Source organism: Pseudoxanthomonas sp. GW2 (genome assembly GCF_000283075.1).
In the GTDB taxonomy this organism is placed as follows: domain Bacteria; phylum Pseudomonadota; class Gammaproteobacteria; order Xanthomonadales; family Xanthomonadaceae; genus Pseudoxanthomonas.
In genome coordinates, this window is record NZ_ALIP01000072.1 from 1 (window position 1) to 20568 (window position 20568).

General features: G+C 71.2%; 14 protein-coding genes and 1 pseudogene. 10 read left to right on the top strand and 5 right to left on the bottom strand.

All coding sequences use genetic code 11. The annotated features are described in order from the left end of the window. From B351_RS0104860 to B351_RS0104880, 5 genes and pseudogenes are all read left to right on the top strand, one after another. Nucleotides 1-825, top strand: an 825-nt coding sequence (locus tag B351_RS0104860; RefSeq protein ID WP_019397924.1) for a methyl-accepting chemotaxis protein, incomplete at its 5' end; no start/stop codon positions are given. 124 nt (nt 826-949) lie between these two features. Beyond that, nucleotides 950-3091, top strand: a complete 2142-nt coding sequence (locus tag B351_RS0104865) for a methyl-accepting chemotaxis protein (RefSeq protein ID WP_019397925.1) — start codon at nt 950-952, stop codon at nt 3089-3091. Nucleotides 3092-3203: 112 nt separating this feature from the next. Continuing rightward, a pseudogene (locus B351_RS16245) lies at nt 3204-4063 on the top strand (CheR family methyltransferase). Then, the gene (gene cheD / locus B351_RS0104875; RefSeq protein WP_026010371.1) at nt 4060-4653 is read left to right on the top strand and encodes a chemoreceptor glutamine deamidase CheD; all 594 of its coding nucleotides are present in this window, start codon (nt 4060-4062) and stop codon (nt 4651-4653) included. The pseudogene B351_RS16245 and the gene cheD overlap by 4 nt, the downstream one beginning before the upstream one ends. Beyond that, a complete protein-coding gene (locus B351_RS0104880; protein ID WP_019397927.1) occupies nt 4653-5720 on the top strand; it encodes a chemotaxis response regulator protein-glutamate methylesterase in 1068 nt (355 codons plus the stop codon). The genes cheD and B351_RS0104880 overlap by 1 nt, the downstream gene beginning before the upstream one ends. Before the next feature lie 8 nt (nt 5721-5728). Here the strand turns inward: B351_RS0104880 and B351_RS0104885 are convergent, their stop codons facing one another. The 4 genes from B351_RS0104885 to B351_RS0104900 all read right to left on the bottom strand — a co-directional run bounded on the left by B351_RS0104885 (nt 5729) and on the right by B351_RS0104900 (nt 13243). Beyond that, nucleotides 5729-6640 carry a 5'-nucleotidase gene (locus B351_RS0104885; RefSeq protein WP_026010372.1) on the bottom strand — a complete coding sequence of 304 codons (912 nt, stop codon included), beginning with the start codon at nt 6638-6640 and terminating at the stop codon, nt 5729-5731. A gap of 58 nt (nt 6641-6698) precedes the next feature. After that, nucleotides 6699-7178 (bottom strand): hypothetical protein, encoded by a 480-nt coding sequence (locus B351_RS0104890; RefSeq protein WP_019397929.1) that lies wholly within the window; start codon nt 7176-7178, stop codon nt 6699-6701. 100 nt (nt 7179-7278) lie between these two features. Further along, entirely contained in the window at nt 7279-8049 is a 771-nt protein-coding gene (locus tag B351_RS0104895) for an NAD kinase (RefSeq protein WP_125077404.1), read from the bottom strand. A gap of 151 nt (nt 8050-8200) precedes the next feature. Further along, the gene (locus tag B351_RS0104900) at nt 8201-13243 is read right to left on the bottom strand and encodes an NAD-glutamate dehydrogenase domain-containing protein (protein WP_019397931.1); all 5043 of its coding nucleotides are present in this window, start codon (nt 13241-13243) and stop codon (nt 8201-8203) included. Between the two features lie 122 nt (nt 13244-13365). Between B351_RS0104900 and B351_RS0104905 the strand changes: the two genes are divergently transcribed. From B351_RS0104905 to B351_RS0104915, 3 genes are read left to right on the top strand one after another with little or no spacing between them, the layout of a single operon-like run. After that, nucleotides 13366-14001, top strand: a complete 636-nt coding sequence (locus tag B351_RS0104905; protein ID WP_019397932.1) for a TetR/AcrR family transcriptional regulator — start codon at nt 13366-13368, stop codon at nt 13999-14001. A gap of 31 nt (nt 14002-14032) precedes the next feature. Then, nucleotides 14033-15241, top strand: a complete 1209-nt coding sequence (locus tag B351_RS0104910) for an efflux RND transporter periplasmic adaptor subunit (protein WP_019397933.1) — start codon at nt 14033-14035, stop codon at nt 15239-15241. A 12-nt stretch (nt 15242-15253) separates the two neighbouring features. Beyond that, nucleotides 15254-18397 (top strand): multidrug efflux RND transporter permease subunit, encoded by a 3144-nt coding sequence (locus tag B351_RS0104915; protein ID WP_019397934.1) that lies wholly within the window; start codon nt 15254-15256, stop codon nt 18395-18397. A 292-nt stretch (nt 18398-18689) separates the two neighbouring features. Here the strand turns inward: B351_RS0104915 and B351_RS0104920 are convergent, their stop codons facing one another. Continuing rightward, a complete protein-coding gene (locus B351_RS0104920; protein ID WP_019397935.1) occupies nt 18690-19301 on the bottom strand; it encodes a superoxide dismutase in 612 nt (203 codons plus the stop codon). 203 nt (nt 19302-19504) lie between these two features. Here B351_RS0104920 and B351_RS0104925 point away from each other — a divergent pair, with 203 nt between their 5' ends. After that, nucleotides 19505-19954, top strand: a complete 450-nt coding sequence (locus tag B351_RS0104925; RefSeq protein ID WP_019397936.1) for a ribonuclease domain-containing protein — start codon at nt 19505-19507, stop codon at nt 19952-19954. After that, nucleotides 19951-20391 carry a barstar family protein gene (locus tag B351_RS0104930; RefSeq protein WP_019397937.1) on the top strand — a complete coding sequence of 147 codons (441 nt, stop codon included), beginning with the start codon at nt 19951-19953 and terminating at the stop codon, nt 20389-20391. The genes B351_RS0104925 and B351_RS0104930 overlap by 4 nt, the downstream gene beginning before the upstream one ends. The last annotated feature ends 177 nt before the right edge of the window (nt 20392-20568 follow it).

Genomic DNA, 20568 nt, shown 5'->3' on the forward strand with positions numbered 1-20568 from the left:
CGCCGCACCGAGCAGCAGGCCGCCAACCTGGAGGAAACCGCCGCTTCGATGGAGGAGCTGACCTCCACCGTCAAGCAGAACGCCGACCACGCCCGCCAGGCCAACCAGCTGGCGATCGGCGCCGCCTCGGTCGCCTCGCAGGGCGGCCAGGTCGTCGGCCAGGTGGTCTCGACCATGGCCGACATCCAGGCCGCCTCGCGCAAGATCGCCGACATCATCTCGGTGATCGACGGCATCGCCTTCCAGACCAACATCCTGGCGCTCAACGCCGCGGTGGAAGCGGCCCGCGCCGGCGAGCAGGGCCGCGGCTTCGCCGTGGTCGCCACCGAGGTGCGTTCGCTGGCCCAGCGCTCGGCCACCGCGGCCAAGGAGATCAAGCAGCTGATCGAGGACTCCACCGGCAAGGTCGCCGATGGCGCCCAGCTGGCCGAGCAGGCCGGCAAGACCATGGGCGAGATCGTGGCCTCGGTGCAGCGCGTGACCGACATCATGGCCGAGATCTCGGCCGCCTCGCAGGAGCAGGCGGCGGGCATCGAGCAGGTCAACCAGACCATCGTGCAGATGGACGAGACCACCCAGCAGAACGCGGCCCTGGTCGAGGAGGCCTCCGCCGCGGCCCGCTCGATGGAGGAACAGGCCGCCGGCCTGGCCCAGGCCATCGCGGTGTTCAGGCTGCAGGGCGGGCTGGACGTGCCGTCCCCGGCCGCCGCGCCGGCCGCCGTGGCCGTGCCGTTCCCGGTGCACAAGGCCCAGGCCGCGCGCCCGGCCGGCCGCAGCCCGCAGGCCGCCACGGTGATCAACGAGGCCGACTGGGCCGAGTTCTGAGCCCGGGCCGCGTCCGCCACAGGCAGGGGCCCCGGCACGTCCGGGGCCCCTGTTTTTTGCCCCTTCCACGAAAGAATCCCCGGTTCCGGCCGATATAGCCGGCAACCCGTAGAAGTCCGCGCGAATGAACGTCCCGTCCCTGCTCCGCCGGTTCCTCGCCAACCATTCGATGAAGCGCAAATTCCTGATGCAGGCGGCGTTCGTCGCGCTGGGCATCATCGCGCTGTCGGTGGTGGCCGCGCGCCTGCAGTACCTGGACCTGACCGACGCCCACCGCCACGCGGCCCGCACCCAGGCGGAGATGGCACTGGGCGTGGTCGGCCAGTACGCCGCGCAAGCCGAGGCCGGACAGATGGACGAAGCCGCCGCCAGGACCGCGGCGCTCGACGCACTGCGGGTGATGCGCGCCTCCGGCGGCGTGGACTACGTCTTCGTGCTCGACCGCCAGTCGCGGATGCTGATGCACCCGCAGCGCCCGGACCTGGAAGGCAAGCCGGTGGCCGAGGTGGCCAGCGCCGAGGGCAAGGCGGTGTTCCCCGCCCTGGTGCGCGCGGCCGAGGCCGGCGGCGGCTTCGTCGACTACGCCTGGGCCAAGCCGGGCACCGACCGCGACGTCAACAAGAGCTCCTACGCCGCGCTGTACGAACCCTGGGGCTGGGTGGTCGCCACCGGCACCTACCTGGACGTGCCGCAGGTGCAGGCGCTGAAGTTCACCGCGGTGATGACCGTGGCTGGCGGCCTGCTGGTGCTGATCACCCTGTTCGCCGGCTGGGCCATCGGCGGCTCGGTGCTGGACGCGGCCAACCGCGCCCTGGCCGCGGTGCGCGGCGTGTCCAGCGGCAACCTGCACGTGCGCATGGGCGAGCACGGCAAGGACGAGATGGGCCAGATGCTGGACTCCATCGAGGAAATGCAGCAGCGCCTGCGCGCGGTGATCGAGGCCCAGCGCGAGATGGCGCGCCGGCACGAGGCCGGCGAGACCAGCTACCGCATCGACGACAGCGGCTTCCCCGGTGACTACGGGCTGATGGTGCGCGACGCCAACGCGCTGGTGCACCAGCACATCGCCGTGACCCTGCGCGCGGTGGAGGTGATGCGCCAGTACGCGGTCGGCGACCTGTCCCAGGACATGGACCGCCTGCCCGGCGAGCGCGCCGCGATCACCGAGGCCATGGATACCTGCAAGCGCAACCTGGCCGCGATCAACGCCCAGATCCAGGGCCTGGTCGCGGCCTCGGCGGCCGGCGACTTCTCCCAGCGTGGCGACGCCGGCGCCTTCCAGCACGAGTTCCACGCCATGGTGGCCGGGCTCAACCTGCTGATGGAGACCACCGAGCGCAACCTGGACCAGCTCTCCGCCCTGCTGCGCACCGTGGCCCAGGGCGACCTGACGGTGCGCATGGAAGGCGAGTTCCGCGGCGTGTTCGCGCAGATGCGCGACGACGCCAACGCCACGGTCGAACAGCTGGCCACGATCGTGAGCCGGATCCGCGACGCCTCCGCCGCGATCAGCACCGGCGCCACCGAGATCGCCGCCGGCAACGACGACCTGTCGCGCCGCACCGAGCAGCAGGCCGCCAACCTGGAGGAAACCGCCGCGTCGATGGAGGAGATCACCTCCACGGTCAAGCAGAACGCCGAGCACGCGCGCCAGGCCAACCAGCTGGCCATCGGCGCTGCCGGCGTTGCCTCCGAGGGCGGCCAGGTGGTCGGCCAGGTGGTCAGCACCATGGGCGAGATCCAGGCCTCCTCGCGCCGGATCGCCGACATCATCTCGGTGATCGACGGCATCGCCTTCCAGACCAACATCCTTGCGCTCAACGCCGCGGTCGAGGCGGCGCGTGCCGGCGAACAGGGCCGCGGCTTCGCCGTGGTCGCCTCCGAGGTGCGGGCGCTGGCCCAGCGCTCGGCCACCGCGGCCCGCGAGATCAAGCAGCTGATCGAGGACTCCACCGGCAAGGTCGCCGATGGCGCCCAGCTGGCCGAGCAGGCCGGCAAGACCATGGGCGAGATCGTGGCCTCGGTGCAGCGCGTGACCGACATCATGGCCGAGATCTCGGCCGCCTCGCAGGAGCAGGCGGCGGGCATCGAGCAGGTCAACCAGACCATCGTGCAGATGGACGAGACCACCCAGCAGAACGCGGCCCTGGTCGAGGAAGCCTCCGCCGCGGCCCGCTCGATGGAGGAGCAGGCCGCCGGCCTGGCCCAGGCCATCGCGGTGTTCAGGCTGGAGGATGCCCACCCCGCCACGCCGGCGGCCGCCTGAACAACCGGGACGGACGTCCGGGAAAGCCCCCCGCCCCTGGCGGGGGGCTTCATTCCAGGCGCCCCCGGCCGATAAAGGCAACAGCGGCACAGTGCCGGTTCCCCCGAACGACATGAGCGCCAACCACTTGCCCCACCCCCCCGAGGAACAGCGCGATTTCGTCTTCACCGATCGCGACTTCCAACGCGTCCGCCGCATGATCCACGCCCGTGCCGGCATTGCCCTGGCCCCGGCCAAGCGCGACATGGTCTACGGCCGCCTTTCGCGGCGCCTGCGGGCGCTGGGCCTGGAGCAGTTCGGCACCTACCTGGACATGCTCGAGTCCGACCCGTCCGGGGACGAGTGGCAGTCCTTCACCAATGCCCTGACCACCAACCTCACCGCCTTCTTCCGCGAGCCGCACCACTTCGAGCACCTGCACGGCCAGCTCAGGCGCTGGCCGCCGCCGGCGGCCCGGTCCGGCTCTGGTCGTGCGCCGCCTCCACCGGCGAGGAGCCCTACTCCATGGCGATCACCGCCTGCGAGGCCTTCGGCAGCATGACCCCGCCGGTGCGCATCCTGGCCACCGACATCGACACCCAGGTACTGGCCACCGCCCAGCGCGGCGTGTACCCGCTCGAGCGCATCGCCAACCTCGACGCCGGTACCCGCCGCCGCTACTTCCAGCGCGGCACCGGCCCCAACGAGGGCCGCTGCCGGGTCCACCCGGCCCTACAGGCGCTGGTCGAGTTCCGCCCCCTGAACCTGCTGGCGCCCCGCTACGACGTTGGTGGCAGCTTCGCCGCGATCTTCTGCCGCAACGTGATGATCTATTTCGACAAGGAGACCCAGCGCGGGGTGCTCTCGCGCCTGGTCGCCCACATGGATGCCGACAGCCTGCTCTATACCGGGCACTCGGAGAACTACCTGCACGCGGCCGACCTGATCCAGCCCTGCGGCCGCACCCTCTACCGCCGCACGGTGCGTGCATGAGCGTCGCCCTGGAATCCGATGGAGTGATGCGCTACCGGGACCCGCAGTTCCAGGTCCCGGCCGCCAAGCTGCTGCCCACCCAGTACCTGGTGGTGGACGACGGCACCGCGCTGGTGACCGTGCTCGGCTCCTGCGTGGCCGCCTGCATCCGCGATCCCCTGCTGAACCTGGGCGGCATGAACCATTTCCTGCTGCCGGACGGCAATACCGGCGACGGCGCCCCGGCGCGCTACGGCAGCTACGCCATGGAAGTGCTGATCAACGAACTGCTCAAGCGCGGCGCCAACCGCAAGCGCCTGGAAGCCAAGGTGTTCGGCGGGGCCAACGTGCTCAAGGGCTTCACCAGCAACCCGGTCGGCACCCGCAACGCCGACTTCGTGCTGTCCTACCTGGACGCCGAGCGCATCCCGGTGGTGGCCGAGGACCTGCGCGGCATCCACCCGCGCAAGGTCTGGTTCTTCCCGCAGACCGGCAAGGTCATCGTCAACCGCCTGCCGCACGCGCACGGCGCCGAGGTCGTGGCGGCCGAAACCGCGGTCCGTTCGCGCCTGTCGCGCACCCCGGTCAGCGGCGGCGTGGAGCTGTTCTGATGGCCATCCGCGTACTGGTGGTGGACGATTCGGCGGTCGTGCGCCAGGTCCTGTCCAAACTGCTGGCCGCCGACCCGGAGATCGAGGTCGTCGGCACCGCCGCCGACCCGTACCTGGCGCGCGAGAAGATCAAGCGCCTCAACCCCGACGTCATCACCCTGGACGTCGAGATGCCGCGCATGGACGGACTGGCGTTCCTGGAGAACCTGATGCGGCTGCGGCCGATGCCGGTGGTGATGGTGTCCTCGCTCACCGAGCGCGGCGCCGACGTCACCCTGCAGGCGCTGGCCCTGGGCGCGGTGGACTTCGTCAGCAAACCGAAACTGGGCGTGGCCCGCGGCCTGGAGGAATACGCCACCGAGATCGCCGCCAAGGTCAAGGGCGCGGCGCGTGCGCGGGTGCAGGCACTGGTGCGCCCGGCACAGCGCCTGGGGCCGGCGGCGCCGGCGCCGGCAGCGATGGCCGCGCGCTTCCGCACCACCGACCGCCTGATCGCGATTGGCGCCTCGGCCGGCGGCACCGAGGCGATCCGCGCGGTGCTGGAGCAGATGCCCCCGGACGCGCCGGCGATCGTGCTCACCCAGCACATCCCCGGCGGCTTCAGCCGCGCCTTCGTCGAGCGCCTGGACCGGCATTCGCCCATGCTGGTGCGCGAGGCCAGCGATGGTGAACTGGTGCTGCCCGGCCACGCCTACCTGCCGCCGGGCGACCACCACCTGCGCATCATCCGCGACGGCGCCCGCTGGCGGTGCCGGATCGACCACGGCCCGCCGGTCAACCGCCACCGCCCGGCGGTGGACGTGCTGTTCCGCTCGGTGGCGCAGAGCGCCGGCCCGAACGCGGTGGGCGCGATCCTCACCGGCATGGGCGACGACGGCGCCCGCGGCCTGCTGGAAATGCGCGAGGCCGGCGCCCCCACCCTGGTCCAGGACGAGGCCACCAGCGTGGTCTGGGGCATGCCCGGCGCCGCGGTGAAGCTCGGAGCGGCGGATGAGATCCTGCCGCTGGAGCGCATCCCCGCGCGCCTGCTGGAACTGGCCGGCAGCCACGCCCACGCCGGCGCCTGAGCCGGAGGCTAGCCTTCGACGTTGGCCACGCCGTGCGGCACGTGGCCGGCGGCCACGTGCATGCGGGCGCTGTCGATGTTGTGGCGCGAGTCGTCGAAGAAGATGTCCGCGCCGAACGCGGCCAGGAACGGCCCCTTGTCGCGCCCGCCCAGGAACAGCGCCTCGTCCAGGCGCACGCCCCACTCGCGCAGGGTGCGGATCACCCGCTCGTGCGCCGGCGCCGAGCGCGCGGTGACCAGCGCGGTGCGGATCGGCGCGTCCTCGCCCGGCGGGAACGCCGCCTGCAGCTCGTGCAACGCCGCCAGGAAGCCGCGGAACGGGCCGCCGGACAGCGGCTCGCGCGCGCGTTGCCGCTCGTGCAGGCCGAACGCCTCCACGCCCTGCTCGCGCGAGATGCGCTCGCTCTCGTCGCCGAAGATCACCGCGTCGCCGTCGAAGGCGATGCGCAGCTGGTCGCGCGAGGCGTTGGCCGCGCGTGCCGGCAGGATGGTCGCCGCGGCCACCCCGTGCTCCAGCGAGCGCCGCACCGACTCCGGGTTGGCCGACAGGAACAGGTTGGTGCCGAACGGCGCCACGTACGGCCAGGTCGGCTCGCCGGCGGTGAACACCGCGCGCACGATGCCCAGGCCGTAGTGCTGGATCGAGTTGAAGATCCGCAGCCCGGTGTCGGCGGAGTTGCGCGACAGCAGGATCACTTCCACCTGCGGCGCTCCCTCCGGCAGGCGCCGGTTGAGCGCCAGCAGCTTGCGCACCACCGGGAAGGCCACGCCCGGCTCGAGGATCTCGTCCTCCAGCCGGCGCTGGTATTCGGCGTAGGCCTCCAGGCCCTCGCGCTCGAACAGCGCGTGGCCCTCCTCCAGGTCGAACAGTGCCCGCGAGGTCACCGCCACGGTGAGTACGCGCGGGGCGTTGTCCTGGATATGGCGCTCGGGCAGGGTCATGCCCGGATTATGGCATCGCCGCGCCAACGCCGCCGGCTCAGGGCATGGCGCCGACCCGGAACTGCACCGGCGGGCCGCGCCAGCCATCGGCCGTGACCGCACGCAGCTCCAGCAGCAGGCGCAACGGCTGCTGCTCGGCCGGCGGGCCGTCGACCCAGGTCAGCTGGTGCTCGGTGCGGCGGCCGCGGATCGACGACGCCACCACCGGGCCCTGCGGCACCAGGCCTTCCGGCGCCTCGCCGCGCACGACCCGGTACTCGAAGCCGATGTCCTCCAGGTCGTAGTCGCCACGCGGCCAGCGCAGCTTCACGGTGAGGAAGCCGAGCTGGTCGCACACCGCGCCGCCGCCCAGGCCGCGGGTGAAGGAGACTTCCTCCACTTCCGGCGCCGGCAGGTCGGCGGTGTCCACCAGGCTGCTCCTGGCGACGTGGAACGGCTTGAGGTTGGTGTCGAATGCACAGGCTGCCAGCGCCTGCACCGGCAGCGCGCACAGCAAGATCAGATACTGCAACTTCACGGGACCCCTCCCCTTCCGTTGAAGTTTCTCCGTCCTGGTTGTCATTCCCCGGCGGTGGCGCTCCCTCGGCCACCGCCACCGCGCGAACGCGGATCTGTCGTCATACCACGAATTGTTCGCTCAGGATACGTTCCTCCAGGTTGTGCTCCGGATCGAACAGCAGCGTCACGGTCCGGTCGCGCGACTCGCGGATCACCACCTCGACCACGTCGCGGGTCTCGTGCGAATCGGCGGTCACGCTCACCGGGCGCTTGTACGGATCGAGCACCTCGAACCGCACCTCGGTCTCGGCCTTGAGGATGGCGCCGCGCCAGCGCCGCGGGCGGAACGCCGCGATCGGCGTCAGTGCGATGGTCTGCGAGCCCAGCGGCAGGATCGGACCGTGCGCGGAGAAATTGTACGCAGTGCTGCCGGCGGGAGTGGCCACCATCACGCCGTCGCAGATCAGCTCGTCCAGCCGCTGCTGGCCGTTGAGGTCGATGCGGATGTGCGCCGCCTGCCGCGTCTGCCGCAGCAGCGAGACCTCGTTGTACGCCAGCGAGCCGACCGTGCTGCCGGATTCGGTCTGCGCCACCATCTCCAGCGGACGCAGGATCGCCGGCTCGGCCGCCGCCAGGCGCTCGAGCAGGCCCTCGGCGCGGTAGTGGTTCATCAGGAACCCGACCGTGCCCAGCTTCATCCCGTACACCGGCTTGCCCAGGCCGCCGTGGCGGTGGAGCGTCTGCAGCATGAAGCCATCGCCCCCCAGCGAGCAGATCACGTCGGCTTCCTGCACCGGGCAGGTGCCGTGCCGCTCGACCAGCGCGGCCAGCGCCTCCTGGGCGCCGGGCGCGGCGCTGGCGAGGAAGGCAATGCGGGGGTTGGGGGGGATCATCGGTAGCTCCGTCCGTTGGCCATCCATGCCAGGGGAGGATAACCGGCCTGCGCCTCCGCTGCGCCCGCGGTTGCCGCGGAAAGCAAACCGCGCAAGCTCCGCGGCGGGCGGCGACGCGAGGCCGCGCGCCCGCCACGGGCCGGGTGGCTCAGCCGGCGGCGGCCAGCTGGCCCAGCTTCTGCACGGCCACCGACAGGGTCGGATAGTCCAGCGTCTTCTGCGCCGACAGCTCCTCGAGCATGCCCAGGGTGAAGCGCAGCGAGGCGTCGTCGCGCTCCAGCCACTGCCGCACCTTGCCATCCGGATCGGACGCCGGCTGGGCCACGGCCTGGCCGGCGAGCACCCGGTGGTGCGCCGCCAGCGCATCGCGCATCACGCCGCGGGCCACCGCGTGCCAGCGCCCGTCCACGGCCAGGGCGTCGATCTGCTCGAACAGCCACGGCAGGCGCAGCGCCTCGCCCAGGCGGAAGTGCACGCGCGACACCTCCACCGGCTTGAGCCTGCGCTCGGCGGCCAGCTCGATGATGTCGAACGCCGGCTCCAGGTACGGCAGCTCGGCCAGCTGCTGCGCCAGCGCCGGGGGCATGCCCTTGTCCTTCCACTCCTGCAGCGCGGCCTCGTAGGCCGGGCGCTGCGAGGCCGGCAGCACCCCGGAGGCGGAGCGGATGTCGTTGAACGCGTCGTGGTAGCGCGCCACCGCCGCGGCGATGCTCGGCATCGGGCCGGGACGGTTGAGCAGCCAGCGCACGAACGAGCGCTGCAGGTTCCAGATCACCTGCAGGGCGTCGATCTGCGCGGCCTCCGGCAGCTTGCCGTCGAGCGCGTCGATCTGGTTCCACAGGCTGCGCGCGTCCAGCACCTCGCGGCTGATGGTGTAGGCCTTGGCCACGTCGGCCGCGCTGCGGCCGGTGTCCTCCTGCATGCGCAGCAGGAACGTCGCGCCCATCCGGTTGATGGTCTGGTTGGTCACCGCGGTGGCGATGATCTCGCGCTTCAGGCGGTGCTTCTCCATCAGCGGCGCGTACTTCTTCTGCAGCGGCTCGGGGAAGTAGCGCTGCAGCTCCTTGGACAGGTACGGGTCCTCGGGGATGTCCGAGTCCAGCATCTGCTGGAACGCGACCAGCTTGGCGTAGGACAGCAGCACCGCCAGCTCCGGGCGGGTCATGCCCTGGCCGCGGGCCTTGCGCGCCGCCAGCTCCGCGTCCGAGGGCAGGAACTCGATCTGGCGGTCGAGCAGGCCCTGCGCCTCGAGGGTGCGGATGAAGTGCTGCTTGGAGCCCAGGCGCCTGGCGCTCATCCGCTCCATCAGGCTGATGGCCTGGTTCTGGCGGTAGTTGTCGAACAGCACCAGGCGCGCGACCTCGTCGGTCATCGACGCCAGCAGCTTGTTGCGCGCGGCCATGGTCAGCGAGCCGTCGCGCACCGCGGCGTTGAGCAGGATCTTGATGTTCACCTCGTGGTCGGAGGTGTCCACGCCGGCGGAGTTGTCGATGAAGTCGGTGTTCAACAGCACGCCGTTCTGCGCCGCCTCGATGCGGCCCAGCTGGGTCATGCCCAGGTTGCCGCCCTCGCCCACCACCTTGCAGCGCAGCTCGTTGCCGTTGACGCGGATGGCGTTGTTGGCGCGGTCGCCGACGTCGGAGTGCTGCTCGCTGGAGGCCTTGACGTAGGTGCCGATGCCGCCGTTCCACAGCAGGTCCACCGGCGCGCGCAGGATCGCCTGCATCAGCTCCGCCGGCGACAGCGAGCGCACGTCGTCGGCCAGGCCCAGCGCGGCGCGCACCTGCGGGCTGATCTCGATCGATTTGGCGCTGCGCGGGTACACGCCGCCGCCCTTGCTGATCAGCTTGGCGTCGTAGTCGGCCCAGCTGGAGCGCGGCAGCTTGAACAGGCGCTCGCGCTCGGCGAAGGAGCGCGCCGGATCCGGGTCCGGGTCCAGGAAGATGTGGCGGTGGTCGAACGCGGCGACCAGGCGGATGTGCCGGGACAGCAGCATGCCGTTGCCGAACACGTCACCGGACATGTCGCCGATGCCGACGCAGGTGAAGTCCTCGCCCTGGCAATCACGGCCCAGGGCGCGGAAGTGGCGCTTGACCGACTCCCAGGCGCCGCGCGCGGTGATGCCCATGCCCTTGTGGTCGTAGCCGGCCGAGCCGCCGGAGGCGAATGCGTCGCCCAGCCAGAAGCCGTGGGCGATGGCCAGGCCATTGGCGATGTCGGAGAAGGTCGCCGTGCCCTTGTCGGCGGCCACCACCAGGTACGGGTCGTCCTGGTCGTGGCGGACCACGTCGCGCGGCGGCACGATCCTGCCGTCGACGATGTTGTCGGTGATGTCCAGCAGGCCCTGGATGAACAGCTTGTAGCAGGCCACGCCCTCGGCGAACCAGGCGTCGCGGTCGACCGCCGGGTCGGGCAGGCGCTTGGCGTAGAAGCCGCCCTTGGCGCCGACCGGCACGATCACCGTGTTCTTGACCATCTGCGCCTTGACCAGGCCCAGGACCTCGGTGCGGAAGTCCTCGCGGCGGTCGGACCAGCGCAGGCCGCCGCGCGCCACCGGGCCGAAGCGCAGGTGCACGCCTTCCACGCGCGGGCCGTACACGAAGATCTCGCGGTACGGGCGCGGCTTGGGCAGCTCGGGGATCAGCGCCGGGTCGAACTTGAAGCTGATGGTCTCGGCCGGCTGGCCGTCGGCGTTGCGCTGGTAGTAGCTGGTGCGCAGGGTGGCGTCGATGACGTCGATGAAGCTGCGCAGGATGCGGTCGTCATCGAGGCTGTCGACGCGGTCCAGCAGCTTCAGCAGCGCCTCGCGCACCGCCGCCGCGCGCGCGGCACGGTCGCCGGCGAACGCATCCACCACCTCCTGCAGCACGCGCACCGTGGCCTCGTCGCCGCGCGCCAGCGGGCGCAGGCCGTCGGCCAGGCGCTGCTGCGCGGCGCGCAGCTGGGCCGGGGGCGGGTTGCCCGGCTCGAAGCGGGCCTGGAACAGCTCCACCAGCAGGCGCGCCAGCAGCGGGTAGCGGCCCAGGGTCTGCTCGACCGAGCCCTGCGAGAACGGCACGCCGGTCTGCAGCAGGTACTTCCAGTAGCCGCGCAGCAGCGCGACCTGGCGCCAGTCGAGCCCGGCCGCCAGCACCAGGCGGTTGAAGCCGTCGTTCTCGGCGCGGCCGGACCAGATCGCGGCGAAGGCCTGCTCGAACTCGCGCGCCAGCGCGCCGGCCTGGGCGGCGTCGGCCTGGGCCTCGACCTCGAAGTCCTGGATGTAGATCGGCTGGCTGCCGCCGCCGGGCAGGCAGGCCTGCAGCCGGTACGGGTGCTCGGAGATGACCCGCAGGCCCATGTTCTCCATCAGCGGCAGCACGTCCGACAGCGGGATGTCGTCGTGCTGCCGGTACAGCTTCAGGCGCAGGCCGGCACCGCCCTCGCGCGGGGCCGAGTGCAGGCTCAGGCGCAGGTCCTCCGGGCCGGCGAGCGCGGCCAGCTGTTCGACGTCGTTGGCCGCCAGCTCGGGCGAGACGTCCTCGATGTAGCCGGCCGGCAGGGCGCGGCCGTAGCTGGCCGCCAGGCGCAGGCCCTCGACCTCGCCGTGGCGGGCGATCAGCAGCTCGCGCAGGTCGTCCTGCCAGTTGCGCAGCAGGTGCGCCAGGCGGCGCTCCAGCTCGGCGATGTCCAGGTCCACCACCTCGCCGGCCTTGGGCCGCACGATCAGGTGCAGCTGGGCCAGCGGCGACTCGCCCAGGACCACGCTGGAATCCACGTGCTCGCCGTGCAGCGCCTCGCGCAGCATGGCCTCGATGCGCAGGCGCACGTCGGTGTTGAAGCGCTCGCGCGGGATGTACACCAGCGCGGAGAAGAAGCGGCCGTAGCGGTCGCGGCGCAGGAACAGGCGGCTGCGCACCCGCTCCTGCAGGCTCAGCACGCCGGTGGCGGTGCGGAACAGCTCCTCCGGGCTGGCCTGGAACAGCTCCTCGCGCGGCAGGGTCTCGAGGATGTGGCGCAGGGCCTTGCCGCTGTGGCTGTTCGGCGCCAGGCCGGACTTGCGCATCACGTACTCGTGGCGCTCGCGCACCAGCGGGATCTCCCACGGGCGGCGGTTGTAGGCGCTGGAGGTGTACAGGCCGAGGAAACGCTGCTCGCCGACGATGCGGCCGCCGGCGTCGAACTCCAGCACGCCGATGTAGTCCATGTAGCCCTTGCGGTGCAGGCGCGAGCGGGCGTTGGTCTTGGTCAGGATCAGCGGCTCGACCGCGGCGCCGGACTCGCTGAGGCCGTGCGCGGCCAGGGTGCGCACCGGGCGCGGCGCGGAGCTGTCGCGGCCGCGCATCAGGCCCAGTCCGGTGCCCTCCACCGGGGCCAGCACGTCCTCGCCGCCCTGGCGCAGCACGCGGTACTCGCGGTAGCCGAACAGGATGAAGTGGTCGTTGGCGGCCCAGCGCAGGAACTCCTGCGCCTCGCGGCGGTTGGCGTCGTCCACCGGCATGCGCCGGGTGGCCAGGTCGTCGGCCAGGGTCTGCATGCGGTCGCGCATCAGGCCCCAGTCGGCCACCACCGCGCGCACTTCGGCCAGCACCTGGGCCACGCGCTGCTCGATCGCGCCCATGGCTTCCGGCGGCTGGCGGTCGATCTCCAGCAGCATCAGCGACTCGGGCTTGCCCTCGCCCACCTTGACCAGCTTGCCGGCGCGGTCGCGCTCGATCCGCACCAGCGGATGGCCCAGCACGTGCACCGACACGCCCATGTCGGCCAGGGCCATGCTCACCGAGTCGACCAGGAACGGCATGTCGTCGTTGACGATCTGCAGCACGGTGTAGGGCGATTCCCAGCCATTGGCCTTCCGGGTCGGGTTGAACACCCGCACGTTGGCGGTGCCCGGCTTGCGCTTGCGCGCGAACTCGAGCATGTCGGCGCCGATCGCGGCCCAGCCCTGCGGGTCGTGCTGCGGGAACTCGTCCTCCTCCATGCGGCGGTAGAACGCCGCCAGGAACTCGCGCAGTTCTGCCTGGCGCGCGGCCGGCACCAGCTTGCGCGAGGCGGCGAACACCGGTTCCAGCGAGAACGCGGGCGCCTGGGCCGCTGCCGTGGCGGCGGGCTGCGCCGGCTTGGTGGCCTTGGCGGCCTTCGCGGGCGCGGCAACGGACTTGCGGTTCGGGGATTTGGCAGGTTTGGCAGCCTTGGACGAAGGCTTGGGTGTCATGGCGGATGCGCCGTGGTTGAAAGGTGGCGCGATTGTATCCCTTGCAACCGACAAAGCCGTGACGCACAGCGGCAAAAACGGCGCTTTTCATTTAATGAACTGGACGGTATAGTCCACTCCGCATGCACGCCGCCACAGCATCCGCCGCCGCCGGAGGCCCGCCCGACGACGCCCGCCACCAGCGGGTGCGCGATGCCGTGCGCGCCCTGGTGGCCGAACACGGCGTGAACGTGAGCATGGACGCGATCGCCGCGCGCGCCGGCTGCTCCAAGCAGACCCTGTACGCGCGCTACGGTTCCAAGCAGGCGCTGATGCACCAGGTGGCGCGCGAGGGCATGGCCGCGACCGGCCTGCCGCAGGCGCCCACCGCCGCCACCCTGCGCCGGGCCTTGCTCGACTTCGCCGAGGCACACCTGGCCCACCTCTCCGAGCCGCGCACCCTGGGCACCGCCCGGCTGGTGACCGCCCAGGCCCAGGAGTTCCCGGAGGAAGTCGCCGCCATGTACCAGAACTACGCCGGGGCCCTGCTCGACCGCCTCGGCGGCTGGCTGCAGCAGGCCATGCGCCGGGGATTGCTGAGACATGACGATCCGCACTGCGCGGCCGAGCTGTTGCTGGGCATGATCGTCGGCCTGGATTTCGACCGGCAGCGCCATCTCGTGCCCCACCGCGACACCCCCGAGGCGCGCGCCCAGTGGGCCGCGTTCGCCGTCGACAGTTTCCTGCGCGCCTTCGCGCCGCCCCCATTCCGAACCTGAAACACTCCACCCCATACTCCGGAGCCATCCAATGACGATGTACCGCCCCCTGCTCCTGGCCTGCAGCCTGCTGGCCCTGGCCGCATGCTCGCAAGAACAGGCCGTCGCGCCGCCACCGCCCGAGGTCGGCGTGATCGAGGTCCAGCCGCAGACCGTGCCGCTGCAGCGCGAGCTGGTCGGCCGCCTGTCGCCGTACCGCTCCGCCGACGTGCGCGCGCGCGTGCCCGGCGTGCTGCTCAAGCGCCTCTACCAGGAAGGCAGCGACGTCAAGGAAGGCCAGGCCCTGTTCCAGATCGACCCGGCGCCGCTGCAGGCGCAGCTGGGCGTGGCCCGCGGCGAGCTGGCCCGTGCCGAGGCCAGCTACGCCAATGCCCACGCCAGCGCCGAGCGCGCCCGCCAGCTGGCCCCGCAGAACTTCGTCTCGCAGAACGACCTGGACAACGCCATCGCCGCCGAGCGCAGCGCCGCCGCCGCGGTCGAGGCCGCCCGCGCCGCCGTGCGCACCGCCGAGATCAACCTCGGCTACGCCCGCGTGACCTCGCCGATCCCCGGCCGCGCCGGCAAGCAGCAGGTGACCGAGGGCGCCCTGGTCGGCCAGGGCGAGGCCACCCTGCTGACCACCGTGGACCAGCTGGACCCGCTGTACGCCAACTTCTCGATCAGCTCGACCGAGCTGGAGCGCCTGCGCACCTCGGCCAACGTGTCGCTGGCCGGCGCCGGCAAGTCGACCGTGCAGGTGCTGCTGCCGGGCGGCCGCACCTACGACCAGGCCGGCACCCTGGACTTCTCCGACACCACGGTCGACCCGGCCACCGGCGCGGTGTCGCTGCGCGCGGTCATTCCCAACCCGGACAAGACCCTGCTGCCGGGCAGCTTCGTGACCCTCAAGGCCAACCTGGGCCAGGTCGCCGGCGTGTTCATGGTGCCGCAGGCCGCGGTGCTGCGCGACGCCAACGGCGCCTACGTGATGACCGCCAACGACGAGGGCGCGGTCTCGCGCAAGAACGTCGAGGCCAGCGTCGCCGAGGGCGGCAACTGGCTGGTCACCTCCGGCCTGGAGGCCGGCGACAAGGTGATCGTGTCCGGCGTGCAGAAGGTGCGCGAGGGCGCCACCGTGAAGGCCACCCCGTGGCAGCCGGGCCAGGACGCCGCCGGCAACGGCCAGCCGGCGCCGGCGCAGGCCCCCGCCGGCGAAGCCGCGGCCGACGACGCGGCCGCCGAAGCGCAGCCGGCCGAGTAAGGACTTCCCCCAATGCCCAAGTTCTTCATCAACCACCCGGTCTTCGCCTGGGTCGTTGCGATCCTGATCTCGCTCGCGGGCGTGATCTCGATCCTCGGCCTCGGCGTGGAGTCCTACCCCAACATCGCCCCGCCGCAGGTGACGGTCAGCGCGACCTACCCCGGCGCCAGCGCCGAGACGGTGGAGAAGGCGGTCACCCAGGTGATCGAGCAGCAGCTGACCGGCATCGACCACCTGCTGTACTTCAGTTCCTCCTCCAGCGCCACCGGCCGCGCCAGCATCACCCTGACCTTCGAGACCGGCACCGACCCCGACATCGCCCAGGTCCAGGTGCAGAACAAGGTCTCCCTGGCGACCCCGCGCCTGCCCAGCGAGGTGACCCAGCAGGGCGTGGTCGTGGCCAAGGCCAACGCCGGCTTCCTGATGGTGGTCGGCCTGGTCTCGGACAACCCGGCGGTCGACCGCAACGCCCTGAACGACCTCAACGGCTCGCGCGTGATCGACCAGATCTCGCGCATCCCCGGTGTCGGCAGCGTGCAGCAGTTCGGCGCCGAGTACGCGATGAACATCTGGCTCGACCCGGAGAAGCTGCAGGGCTACGGCCTGTCGGCGACCCAGGTGCTGGCCGCCGTGCGCGCCCAGAACGTGCAGTTCGCGGCCGGCTCGGTCGGCTCCGACCCTGCGCCCGAGGGCCAGGCGTTCACCGCCACGGTCTCGGCCGAGAGCCGCTTCAGCTCGCCGGAGCAGTTCGAGGAGATCATCCTGCGCGCCGACGCCGACGGCACCACCGTGCGCCTGAAGGACGTGGCGCGCGTGGCCTTCGGCCCGGGCGCCTACGGCTTCGACACCCGCTACAACGGCAAGCCGATCGGCGCCTTCGCGATCCAGCTGCTGCCCGGCGCCAACGCCCTGAACGTGGCCGACGCGGTGCGCGCGAAGATGGACGAGCTGCAGGCCACCTTCCCGGCCGGCGTCACCTGGATCTCGCCGTACGACTCCACCACCTTCGTCAAGATCTCGATCAAGGAGGTCGTCAAGACCCTGTTCGAGGCGGTGGTGCTGGTGTTCCTGGTGATGCTGATCTTCCTGCAGAACATCCGCGCCACCATCATCCCGACCCTGGTCATCCCGGTGGCCCTGCTGGGCACCTTCGTCGGCCTGTCGGTGATCGGCTTCACCATCAACCAGCTGACCCTGTTCGCCCTGGTGCTGTCGATCGGCATCGTGGTCGACGACGCCATCGTGGTGATCGAGAACGTCGAGCGCATCATGACCGAGGAGGGGCTGCCGCCCCACGAGGCCACGGTCAAGGCGATGGGCCAGATCACCGGCGCGGTGGTGGCCATCACCGTGGTCCTGGCCGCGGTGTTTGTGCCCTCGGCGCTGCAGGGCGGCGCGGCCGGCGAGATCTACAAGCAGTTCGCGCTGACCATCGCCATCGCCATGGGCTTCTCCGCGTTCCTGGCGCTGGGCTTCACCCCGGCGCTGTGCGCGACCTTCCTCAAGCCCAGCCACCACGCCAACTCCAACTGGGTGTTCCGCACCTTCAACAAGTACTACGAGCGGATCAGCAAGACCTACGTCGGCCACATCGGCAGCGCGGTCAAGCACGCCCCGCGCTGGATGATCCTGTTCGTGGTGCTGGCGGTGCTGTGCGGCTTCAGCCTCTCGCGCATGCCCGGCAGCTTCCTGCCCGAGGAGGATCAGGGCTATGCGCTGGCCATCGTCCAGCTGCCGCCGGGCGCCAGCCTGCAGCGCACCCAGGGCGTGTTCCAGCAGATGCGCGAGCGCCTGGAAGGGCTCGAGGGCTTCGAGAGCATGCTGCAGGTGGCCGGCTTCAGCTTCATCGGCCAGGGCGAGAACGTGGGCATGGGCTTCATCAAGCTCAAGCCCTGGGACGAGCGCAAGCTGACCGCGCCGGAGTTCATCCAGCAGGCCAACGGCGCCCTGTTCGGGATCAAGGAGGCCACCATCTTCGTGGTCAACCTGCCGACCGTGCAGGGCCTGGGCCAGTTCGGCGGCTTCGACATGTGGCTGCAGGACCGCACCGGCCAGGGCCAGGCCGCGCTCACCCAGGCACGCAACATGCTGCTGGGCGCCGCCTCGCAGAACCCCGGCCTGATGGGCGTGCGCCCGAACGGCCTGGAGGACGCCCCGCAGCTGCAGCTGAAGGTCGACCGCGTGCAGGCGCAGGCCATGGGCCTGCAGGTCGGCGACATCTACAACGCCATCAGCCTGATGCTGGCGCCGGTGTACGCCAACGACTTCTTCTACGAAGGCCGCATCAAGCGCGTGAACCTGCGCGCCGACGCCCCGTACCGCACCGGCGCCGAGTCGCTGGCCCACTACTACACGCCCAACGCCGAGGGCGGGATGATCCCGCTGTCGACCGTGGTCGATGCCAAGTGGGCCACCAACCCGCCGTCGCTGAACCGCTACAACGGCTACGCCGCGGTCAACATCGTCGGCTCGCCGGCCCCGGGCCACAGCTCGGGCGAGGCCATGGCGATCATGGAAGGCATCGTCAACAACGACCTGCCGCCGGGCTTCGGCTTCGACTGGTCCGGCATGTCCTACCAGGAGATCCTGGCCGGCAACACCGCGACCCTGCTGCTGGTGCTGTCGATCGTGGTGGTGTTCCTGTGCCTGGCCGCGCTGTACGAGAGCTGGTCGATCCCGGTGGCGGTGCTGCTGGTCGTCCCGCTGGGCGTGCTGGGCGCGGTGCTGCTGAGCCTGGCCCGCGGCCTGCCCAACGACATCTTCTTCAAGATCGGCCTGATCACGATCATTGGTCTTGCGGCCAAGAACGCGATCCTGATCGTGGAGTTCGCGGTGGAACAGCGTGCGGCCGGCAAGACCCTGCGCGACGCCACCGTGGAGGCGGCCCGCCTGCGCTTCCGCCCGATCCTGATGACCTCGTTCGCGTTCATCATGGGCGTGGTGCCGATGGCCCTGTCCACCGGCGCCGGCGCCAACGCCCGCCACGCCATCGGCACCGGCGTGATCGGCGGCATGCTGTTCGCCACCTTCCTCGGCCTGCTGATGATCCCGGTGTTCTTCGTGGTCGTCCGCCGCGTGCTTGGCGACAAGCTCGACGAGCCGTCGAAGGAATACCTGGAGAAGCAGCAGCGCGAAGGCACCGCGATCACGCAGTAAGCCGTCGCCGCAAGCGCCAGCCTGGAAGCCCCGGCCCCTGCCGGGGCTTCTTTTTGCGCGCAGCCCGGACAAGGCTGAAGGCCGCATCCGGGGTGGCCACTACCTTGGGATGCCCCCGCGTATGCGCACGCGCAAGGTCGAAGCGCGTGGCGGAGCCGCCGCGAGCCCTGGCGTTGCAGCGGCGCGGTGCGTCCCGCTTGCCCGGGCTACGCGCCCGATCGGGAGATGAGCCAAAGAAAAACGCCCCGGCATGGCCGGGGCGTTCTCGCGGGACCGAAGGAAGCCGGGAGGCTTACTTGATCGCCTCCTGGTAGCGGCGCTCGACCTCGTCCCAGTTGACCACGTTGTAGAACGCGCCGATGTAGTCCGGGCGGCGGTTCTGGTACTTCAGGTAGTAGGCGTGCTCCCACACGTCCAGGCCCAGGATCGGGGTGTTGCCGTCCATCAGCGGGCTGTCCTGGTTGGCCGAGGATTCGACCACCAGCTTCTTGTCCGGGGTGACGCTCAGCCAGGCCCAGCCGCTGCCGAAACGGGTCAGCGCCGCCTTGGTGAAGGCTTCCTTGAACTTCTCGAAGCCGCCCAGCTCCTTCTCGATGGCCTCGCCCACCTTGCCCTTGGGCTGGCCGCCGCCATTGGGCGACATCACCGTCCAGAACAGGCTGTGGTTGGCATGGCCGCCGCCGTTGTTGCGCACCACGCCCTGCAGGTTCTCCGGCAGCGACTTGGTCTTCTTCACCAGCTCCTCGACCGGCAGGTCGGCGTACTCGGTGCCTTCCAGCGCGGCGTTGACGTTGTTGATGTACGTCTGGTGGTGCTTGGTGTGGTGGATCTTCATCGTCTCCGTATCGATGTGCGGCTCCAGCGCATCGTAGGCATACGGCAGCTCGGGAAGGGTGTAGGCCATGTTGGTCTCCTTGATGGCGTGCCCGGAAAGTCGGGCGGCCCCGACAGTGTAGGGATGCCGGCGCGGGCAACCAAGGTCCGCGGAGTGAAAAGCCGGCGTTCCGCCGGTGGAAAACGCCGCGACCGCGGCATTGCGTGAAGCGCGCGCGAACGAAGCGTGCAGGCCGCGCCCATCCCGCGCGTGCCAACCGCATACTGGCAGGCATGTCCGCTTCGTGCCGCGCCCCCCTGACCCGCACCCTGCCCCTGCTGGCGGCGGCCCTGCTGCTGGCCGGGCTGGCCTGGCTGCAGCGCCCCGGACCGGAGCAGGTCGTGCCTCCCCCTGCGCCAGCAGCCGCCTCCGCGCAGGCCGTGCCAACCACGCTGCCGGCGTTCCTGCCGGCGGAAGCCGGCCCGGTGGTCGCGTCCATCCGGCAGGGCGGCCCGTTCCCGCACCGCCAGGACGGCAGCGTGTTCGCCAACCGCGAAGGCCGGTTGCCGCCGCGCCCGCGCGGCCACTACCGCGAGTACACCGTGCCGACGCCCGGCGTGCCGCACCGTGGCGCGCGCCGCATCGTCACCGGCGGCGATCCGCCAACCGAGTGGTACTACAGCGCCGACCACTACGGCAGCTTCCGCGCCTTCCAGGTGCCCATGGCGGAGGCACGGCCATGACCCACTCCGGATTCGACCTCGGCCTGGACGATGCCACCCGCGCCGGCGTCTACGAGGTTGCCGCCGCCGACCTGGCGGCGCTGGCCGCGGCCGCGCGCGATGCCGGCCTGCTGGTGCGGCGGATCGATCTGGAGGGCTGCCGCGACAAGGCCGCGCTGCTGCTGCGCATCGCCACCACGCTGGACTTCCCGGCCGGCTGGGGCCGCAACTGGGATGGCCTGCTGGATGCGCTGCGCGACCTGTCCTGGGCGCCCGCTCCGGGCTACCTGCTGGCGATCGACGGCTTCGCCGGGCTGCAGGGCACCCGCCCGCAGGACCTGCAGACCCTGGTCGAGGTACTGGACGATGCAGTGCGCTGGTGGGCCGAGGCCGGGGTGCCGTTCTGGGCGTTCCTGGCGCCGGACAGCACGCCGCGCAATACCGGCCGCGCGAAGTAGTAGCCCGCCCCGGGCCCGTCGCGCGCCGGCAGCGGCCGGGTGCATGCGATGCGCGGCCGGGCTCAGCCGTCCAGTTCGGCCCAGCGGGCGTAGGCGGCGTCCAGCTCGGCCTGGGCATCGGCCATGCGCTTGCCATGCGCGGCGACCACGCCCGGATCCTGCTGGTAGAAGGCCGGG

What these genes read in the sequence shown, in the direction of transcription:
- B351_RS0104865 (WP_019397925.1), top strand. Translation starts at nt 950, where the DNA reads ATGAACGTCCCGTCCCTGCTCCGCCGGTTCCTCGCCAACCATTCGATG.
- cheD (WP_026010371.1), top strand. Translation starts at nt 4,060, where the DNA reads ATGAGCGTCGCCCTGGAATCCGATGGAGTGATGCGCTACCGGGACCCG.
- B351_RS0104880 (WP_019397927.1), top strand. Translation starts at nt 4,653, where the DNA reads ATGGCCATCCGCGTACTGGTGGTGGACGATTCGGCGGTCGTGCGCCAG.
- B351_RS0104900 (WP_019397931.1), bottom strand. Translation starts at nt 13,243, where the DNA reads ATGACACCCAAGCCTTCGTCCAAGGCTGCCAAACCTGCCAAATCCCCG.
- B351_RS0104905 (WP_019397932.1), top strand. Translation starts at nt 13,366, where the DNA reads ATGCACGCCGCCACAGCATCCGCCGCCGCCGGAGGCCCGCCCGACGAC.
- B351_RS0104910 (WP_019397933.1), top strand. Translation starts at nt 14,033, where the DNA reads ATGACGATGTACCGCCCCCTGCTCCTGGCCTGCAGCCTGCTGGCCCTG.
- B351_RS0104915 (WP_019397934.1), top strand. Translation starts at nt 15,254, where the DNA reads ATGCCCAAGTTCTTCATCAACCACCCGGTCTTCGCCTGGGTCGTTGCG.
- B351_RS0104920 (WP_019397935.1), bottom strand. Translation starts at nt 19,301, where the DNA reads ATGGCCTACACCCTTCCCGAGCTGCCGTATGCCTACGATGCGCTGGAG.
- B351_RS0104925 (WP_019397936.1), top strand. Translation starts at nt 19,505, where the DNA reads ATGTCCGCTTCGTGCCGCGCCCCCCTGACCCGCACCCTGCCCCTGCTG.
- B351_RS0104930 (WP_019397937.1), top strand. Translation starts at nt 19,951, where the DNA reads ATGACCCACTCCGGATTCGACCTCGGCCTGGACGATGCCACCCGCGCC.